At 64.3% G+C, this 6,150-nt stretch carries 8 protein-coding genes; 3 read left to right on the forward strand and 5 right to left on the reverse strand.

What is annotated here, in order from left to right:
• Nucleotides 1-90: 90 nt before the first annotated feature.
• The gene (locus tag VMW12_13935) at nt 91-576 is read right to left on the reverse strand and encodes a phosphatase PAP2 family protein (GenBank protein ID HUZ50823.1); all 486 of its coding nucleotides are present in this window, start codon (nt 574-576) and stop codon (nt 91-93) included.
• A 196-nt stretch (nt 577-772) separates the two neighbouring features.
• On the opposite strand from VMW12_13935, the gene VMW12_13940 reads away from it, so the two are divergent.
• Nucleotides 773-955: a hypothetical protein gene (locus tag VMW12_13940; protein ID HUZ50824.1), complete on the forward strand. Its 183-nt coding sequence runs from the start codon at nt 773-775 to the stop codon at nt 953-955.
• On the forward strand, nt 955-2,025 hold the full coding sequence (locus VMW12_13945) for an alkaline phosphatase family protein (GenBank protein ID HUZ50825.1): 1,071 nt from the start codon (nt 955-957) through the stop codon (nt 2,023-2,025). Before VMW12_13940 ends, VMW12_13945 begins: the two co-directional genes overlap by 1 nt.
• Before the next feature lie 12 nt (nt 2,026-2,037).
• Here VMW12_13945 and msrB read toward each other — a convergent pair whose 3' ends face one another.
• From msrB to lysA, 4 genes are read right to left on the reverse strand one after another with little or no spacing between them, the layout of a single operon-like run.
• A complete protein-coding gene (gene msrB / locus VMW12_13950) occupies nt 2,038-2,508 on the reverse strand; it encodes a peptide-methionine (R)-S-oxide reductase MsrB (protein HUZ50826.1) in 471 nt (156 codons plus the stop codon).
• Complete coding sequence (msrA, locus tag VMW12_13955) at nt 2,505-2,981, reverse strand: peptide-methionine (S)-S-oxide reductase MsrA (protein ID HUZ50827.1); 477 nt, start codon at nt 2,979-2,981, stop codon at nt 2,505-2,507. The genes msrB and msrA overlap by 4 nt, the downstream gene beginning before the upstream one ends.
• A gap of 41 nt (nt 2,982-3,022) precedes the next feature.
• Nucleotides 3,023-4,405 (reverse strand): D-alanyl-D-alanine carboxypeptidase/D-alanyl-D-alanine-endopeptidase, encoded by a 1,383-nt coding sequence (gene dacB / locus VMW12_13960; protein HUZ50828.1) that lies wholly within the window; start codon nt 4,403-4,405, stop codon nt 3,023-3,025.
• On the reverse strand, nt 4,398-5,678 hold the full coding sequence (gene lysA / locus VMW12_13965; protein ID HUZ50829.1) for a diaminopimelate decarboxylase: 1,281 nt from the start codon (nt 5,676-5,678) through the stop codon (nt 4,398-4,400). The genes dacB and lysA overlap by 8 nt, the downstream gene beginning before the upstream one ends.
• A 44-nt stretch (nt 5,679-5,722) precedes the next feature.
• Between lysA and VMW12_13970 the strand changes: the two genes are divergently transcribed.
• Nucleotides 5,723-6,150 (forward strand): N-acetylmuramoyl-L-alanine amidase (locus tag VMW12_13970; protein ID HUZ50830.1); only part of this gene is annotated, 428 nt, incomplete at its 3' end.

Here is a 6,150-nt window from a genome sequence, read left to right on the forward strand (position 1 = left end):
AACCGGCTCGGCATTTGCACGAGCGCGGCATACATATCAACTTTCGACAGTTAGCCGCTCCAGCTTTAGGGGGCCATCGCTCTTGTGACGCTATTCCGCCGTAGGTACGGGCCGTACGGGGAAGAGGTGACGCAGCAGCGCATCGGCGGCTAACATTGCGGCCATACCGAGCGCGAATCCGCTCGCAATATCGATCGGCCAGTGGAGTGCGGCGGCGATGCGGGTATAGCCTATCGCAATCGCGCAGAGGGTCGCAAGGATCGCCAGACGGCGGTCGCGCCCGATCAAAAAGGCCACGGCCAGGCCGCACGCCGCCAAATGGTCGGAGGGGAAGGCATTATCGGGCGCGTGCGCGATGAGCGGCGCGACGTGCTGGACGACAAAGGGCCGTTCGTGGAAGTATAGCGCGCCCGCGATTTTGACCAAAGCGATGGTGAACGCTCCGCCCAGTGCAGCCGCTCGCAGATCGCCCCACCAGGCCCTGCGCCGAACGATCGCGAGCGCCACAAACAGCGCCGGAAGGGCGATCAGGTAGAGTGCGATGTCTCGCACGAGCGAGGCCGCAATGCCGGTCATAGCTATGAAGTTATCGGACGTCGATGACTCCACGATGAACGCCGTGAAGGACGGAATACGTTATGACGGAGCGAACCCAGGGAAGATGTTGGAACAACGGCCGTGCGGCTGTCCGCTCGATTATTGACTGGTCGATTGCCCGGCCTGTAGGCCGGACCCAGGCGATGCTCGCGTGGTGAGTGCGAAACGAGGACCTATGAACGACGATATCGGAGACGAAATGGTGCGCGAGCTCGGGATCGACCCGGCCCTGGGGGTTGACGACGACCAGCGCTTTGAAGCGCTTCGCCGTTTTCACGAGGAAGACGCGCAACGCGACGCGGAGAAGCGCGAGGCGGAGAAGCCGGACGCGCGAACCCAACGGCCGGGTCGTCCATAGTGGCCCGAGCGGGCCGGCGCATTTTCGCGGCGTTGCTCGGGTGCGCGTTCGCTTGCGCGCTCGCGGCACGCGCGGATGCTTCGCAAATGAGCGCGCGCGACCGCGCGATGCCACGATACGCGCACGTATTTGTGATCGTGGAAGAAAACAAAGACTATTCGCAAATCATCGGCAACAGCCACGCGCCCTCCATCAACGCCTTCGCCAAAGCCTACGGTGTCGCGACGCACTACGATGCGGTGGCGCATCCCAGCGAGCCCAACTACGTCGCGATGATCGGCGGCTCCACGTTCGGCATCCGCGACGACGACGCATACTACTGTAAACCTCACGATACGCGCTACTGCCCGGGTTCGGACGATGCGGGATACGTGGACCATACGATCGCCGGCCCGAATCTGGCGACGCAACTCCAGGACGCGGGCCTCACATGGAAAGGCTACAGCGAATCGATCCCCGAGCCGGGCTCGCTGGCGGTGGTGGCCGCCGACCCGCACGCCAAGGGATTGCCGCATAACCTAATTGTCTACGCCTCGAAACACTCGGGATTCATCAACTTTGCTTCGGTCCAAAAGGACCCGCACCGTAACGAGCGTCTGGTCGGGTTCGACCGGCTCGCGAGCGATCTGCGTAGCGGCAACGTTCCCAATTTCGCCTTCGTCATTCCGAATATCTGTAACGAAATGCACGGTGACGGATTGCTGCACTTACAACCGTTCGATTGCTGGTCGGCGAATATTCCCGCACTCATCTCCCGCGGCGATCGAAACGCCGCCGCCATCGTCCATGAGATCATGAGCTCACCTGTATGGAAGGCGGCTTCAAATACCGCCATCGTTATCACGTTCGACGAAGACGGGCACAACGGCAAGGAAGGCGGAGGCGGGCACGTCGCCACGGTCGTCATCACGAATCACGGGCCGCGCGGCATCAGCGACCCGACACCGTACACGCATTACTCGCTGCTACGTACCGTGGAAGACGCGTTCGGAATCCACACGTATCTCAACCATGCCGGCGACCCCGGCGTGCAGCCGATGTTGCCGCTCTTTGCAACCCACGCCCCATAAGGGCGGCGGCGTTTATGCGGCGCCCGGGACGAAGATAAGCGCTAGTCCGTCGATGCAGTAACGCAGATGCGTGGGAGCCGGCCCATCGTCGAAGATGTGGCCGAGATGGCTGCCGCATCGGCGGCAATGCACCTCGGTGCGTTCCTCGACGAGTTCGTGATCGGCGCGCGTGCGCGTGGTTCCCGGTAGAACGTCCCAGAACGACGGCCACCCGTCGCCGCTATCGTACTTGGTCTTCGACGTAAAGACCGCCAACTTGCAGCCCGCGCAATGATAGAGCCCTGGCCGCTTTTCGCCGATCAGCGGACTTGAAAATGCCGGCTCCGTGCCGTTTTGGCGCAGAATATAATAACGATCGCTACCGAGCAGCGCTTTCCATTGAGCGTCCGTGTGCGTTACCGCATAGTGCTCGCTCGCGCCGGCGGGCACGGCGGCGGCGGCCGCAACGGCAGCCAGGCTCGTAAAAAAGTGTGCGCGCTTCATCGGACCGGCACGTGGCACGTCACGTTATGGCTCTCGAAGTAGCGCTGATGGTACTCTTCGGCGCGATAGAACTGCGTTGCCGGGACGATCTCGGTTGCGATCGGTCGTCCAAAATCGGATTGCGCGCGATCGCGCGACGCGCGAGCGATGCGCGCTTGCTCGTCGGAATGGGTGAAGATCGCGGAACGATACTGCGTGCCGATGTCCGGGCCTTGCCGATTCACCTGCGTTGGATCGTGCATCTGCCAGAATACCTCGAGCAGCCGTTCGTAGGTGACCTGCGCGGGGTCGTAGGTAACTTCGATCGCTTCGGCATGGCCGGTGGTGTCGGAGCAAACCTCGCGGTAGGTGGGATTTTGCGTGTGGCCGCCGGTGTAGCCGACGATCGCATCCAAAACGCCCGGAATCTGCCGGAACGTCATCTCGACGCCCCAGAAGCAGCCGGCTGCGAAGGTCGCGGTTTCTTGTTTCATAGCATTAACTAGAACGCCGGCCGCGGACGACCGGATGCGTCCTAGTGGGCGGGAATGCTCAGGAGCGCTTCCAGCATCGCGGCGCGAGCTCGGTCGAGCGCGGTCGCGGCGCCCGGCGAGGCGTCCATCCAATCGTTGATCATGAGCGCGAACGCGACCGTGCGCGCCGGCGTGATGAGATAGCCCGCCAGAGTGCGGGTGTGGTTCATCGAGCCGGTCTTTGCATAGAGGATGCCGCGCAACGGCGTATCGACGAACGCGCTCTGCAGCGTCCCGCGCACGCCCGCCTGCGGCAACGCCGCGAGCACGTCGCTGCGATGCGGCCCGGCCCAATCGTGCGCGAGGATGGCGACGAGCGCTCGCGGCGTGGCCCGGTCGTACTCCGAGAGGCCCGAACCATCGACGATCGTGAGCGATTGCGGATCGACGTCGATGCCTGCGAGCCACGTGCGCTCCGCATCGATGCCGCGCTCGAGGGTCGTGCCGGGGCCGGTCGTCGCCGTGCCCAACTCGTTGACGAGCATCTCGCCGTAGAAATTATCGCTTGGCAACCAGAATCGCGCCAGCACCTGTGCGAGCGGCGGCGAAGCGTGCGTCCAAAGAAGGCGCGCGCCTGCAGGAACGCTCCCCGGAGCGGGCGCGGTCCCGGCGACCGTAACGCCGCGCTCCAAGAGCGCTTCGCGCAGGCGCGCATATGCGAACGCGCGCGGCCGTTGCACCGCAGCGTCGAGGGTTACCGGCGGACCGTCTTGAGGAATCGAGCCGAACGCCTCCAGCCGCGCGTGGCCCCAGCGCCGCCGCAGATCCGAAGTGTCTGCGGAGCCGGGCGCGCCCGTTACCAGCGTGCTTGCGCCGAGCACCAGCGGCGCGTCGGCCGGCCCAATGCCGCGGGCGAATTCTCCAGGCCGAGCCGCCGGAGCGAACTCCAGGTGCATGACGTTGTCGTCGAGCGAAAATGCGGTGATCGGCGCGGCATAGTCGTAGGGCATGTCGTCGATCGACCATCCGGGCGGATAATGCGGCCCCGTATACCGCGTATCGTCGATCGTTATTGCATCGATCGCGCGCACGCCGGCAGCCGCCACCGCCGTCGCCGCCGCCTGAAGCGCGGCGTCGTCGAACGTTGGGTCGCCGCCGCCTTGCAGGTAGAGATGCGTGCCGAGCAGCCACGCGCGCGTGGTGAAAGCGAAGCCGGCCGGAAAGCGGTCGAGCGCTGCCGATCCCACGATCAGTTTCATCGTGGACGCGGGTATGAAGGCATCGTCGGCATGCCGATTCGCTAAGACCGCACCGTCGCTGAGATCGATCGCATAGAGACCGACGTGCGCGCCGATCAGCGTCGGCGCTATCGGCGCGGTTTGGGCAAAGGTTGCGCCGGTGCAGAGTAACGCAAGCGCGGCTATCGAGCAGACGATCCTATGCATCGACGTCGCAACGCAATAGATCGTCGATCGTCTCCCGTCGCGCGTAGAGCTGCGGCGGTCCGTCGCCGACCGCGACGATCGGCGGGCGCAAGAAACGATTGTAATTGCTGGCCATGCTGTACGTGTATGCTCCGGCCGAACACATGGCGAGCAGATCGCCGGCTTTAAGGCGCAGCGGCAGCAACATGTCGCCCAGCTCGTCATTTTCGCACGAACGCCCGCATAGCGTAACTTCGTGCACGCCGCCGGGCGTTTCGTGTACGGGAACCACATGGTGCTTCGCGCCGTAAAGCGCGGGGCGTGGATTATCGGCCATGCTTCCATCGACGATGACGAACGTCCGCCGGTCGTATCGCTTGATCGCCATGACGCGATATAGCGAGGTCCCGGCGTTCCCCACGATATAGCGTCCGGGCTCGATTTCGAGCGACGGCATCGGCAGGCCGAGCGTACTCGTAGCCTCGCGCGCGCTAGCTACCATACCGGCGATCGCGGCCTGGAGATCCAGGGTTTCGTCGGTTGGATTCGGATGCGTGGCGATGCCGAATCCGCCACCGAGAATCAGCGTATCGATGGCTGCGCCGGCATCCGTAAAGCGTTGCATCGCCGCGACCAACTGCTGCGCGTTCGCTGCAAAAGGCGCCGCCTCGTAAATCTGCGACCCGATATGCGCGTGCAAACCGCGCAATCGAAGCGTAGGTGCGCTCGCAAGCAACCGAAGCGCCTCGGCCTCCTCGTGCGGGGCGATGCCGAACTTGGAATCGTCGCCCGCCGTGCGAACGAAATCGTGAGTGTGCGCTTCGATGCCCGTATTGAGCCGAAGGATAATATCGGCGCCGCGCTTCGAGGCCGGCATCCGCGCGAGCCGGCCGAGTTCGTCGATGCCGTCGACGATGATCCGCCCCACCCGCCCGTCGAGCGCCGCTTGCAATTCGGCGGCGTCCTTTCCGGCGCCATGCATCGTCACGCGTTCCGGCGGCACCCCGGCACGCTCTGCCGTCGCAAGTTCGCCGAGCGAGCTTACGTCAAGCGCCAGCCCGAGCCGATCGATCCGCCGCGCCAGGGCGGTTACCAATAACGCCTTGCCCGCATAGGAGATACGCACGCCATGCGGTTCGCACGCCGCCCGCAATCGCGCAACGCTCGCATCGATCTCGCGCAGATCGAGCACCAGTAGCGGCGTGCCGTAGGTCTCGGCGAGCTGGTCGGCACGCTCGCCGGAAATGTGCAGAACCCCATCATCGTAGGAGTGGCCTGGCGGAAAGAAAGACATCGTCTCACCAAGATTCGCCGTATCGCACGTAAAACCAGCACGGGGTGGAAGAAGAGCGCGCTTTCGATGGGCTTCCGGACGGGCGGATCGACGCGATCTACCTCCATTGGACCGGCGACGATGAAGAACGCGTCTTCGACAGCTATCATTTCTGCGTCGCGCGGCAGCACGGCCGCCTGCGCGTCGTTCGGACGCACGACCTGCGCGAGAACATGCGCGACATAGGCGAGAATCCATCCGCCCCCTACGCCGCGCATACCTTCGGACGCAACTCGTACGCCGTGGGGCTCGCAATAGCTGGTATGCGCGGTGCGAACCCGCACGATTTCGGCCCCTATCCGCTCCGCGACGACGCTGTCGACGCGCTCTGCCGAACCATCGCGAGGCTTGCAGCGCGCTACGCCATTCCGATCGAACCCGATCGCGTGATGACCCATGCCGAAGCCGCGCTCGCCGACGGCTACTTCGGCCT

It is taken from the genome of Candidatus Dormiibacterota bacterium, from assembly GCA_035532835.1.
Taxonomy (GTDB): Bacteria; Vulcanimicrobiota; Vulcanimicrobiia; order Vulcanimicrobiales; family Vulcanimicrobiaceae; genus DAHUXY01.